The sequence below is a fragment of the Bacillus sp. SIMBA_008 genome (assembly GCF_046535495.1).
GTDB lineage: Bacteria > Bacillota > Bacilli > Bacillales > Bacillaceae > Bacillus > Bacillus subtilis.
Window position 1 is genome coordinate 1 of record NZ_JAWRWL010000189.1, and the last position, 324, is coordinate 324.

General features: G+C 46.3%; 1 protein-coding gene. It reads left to right on the plus strand.

The genetic code is table 11. The features are described 5' to 3' along the window. Window positions 1–324: SU10 major capsid protein (locus SB658_RS22770; RefSeq protein ID WP_410602507.1), on the plus strand; the 324-nt coding region annotated here is incomplete at both ends.

Here is a 324-nt window from a genome sequence, read left to right on the forward strand (position 1 = left end):
CAACTACGTCTTAAAGAGATGGCGCGTGAATTTAACGACTGGTTGATCTACGGCCGCAGAATTGACGACAAGCCTCGTATGACTGGAGGCTTACTGAACTTTGCGAACTTGAAGGACGCTGCTAAAGCTAACCTGAAAGGAGCAGAGGTTCAAGCGAAAGATATTAATGCATTAATGGAAAAAGTATATCAGCGCGGCGGTTCAGCAAATACAATCCTTACAAACACCGCAGGTGCTCGTCAAATTTCTAAAATGGCGACGGATACTATTCGAACAGAGAGAACGGACGCAGCTACAGGCCACCGCGTAAGCACATTCGTTTCT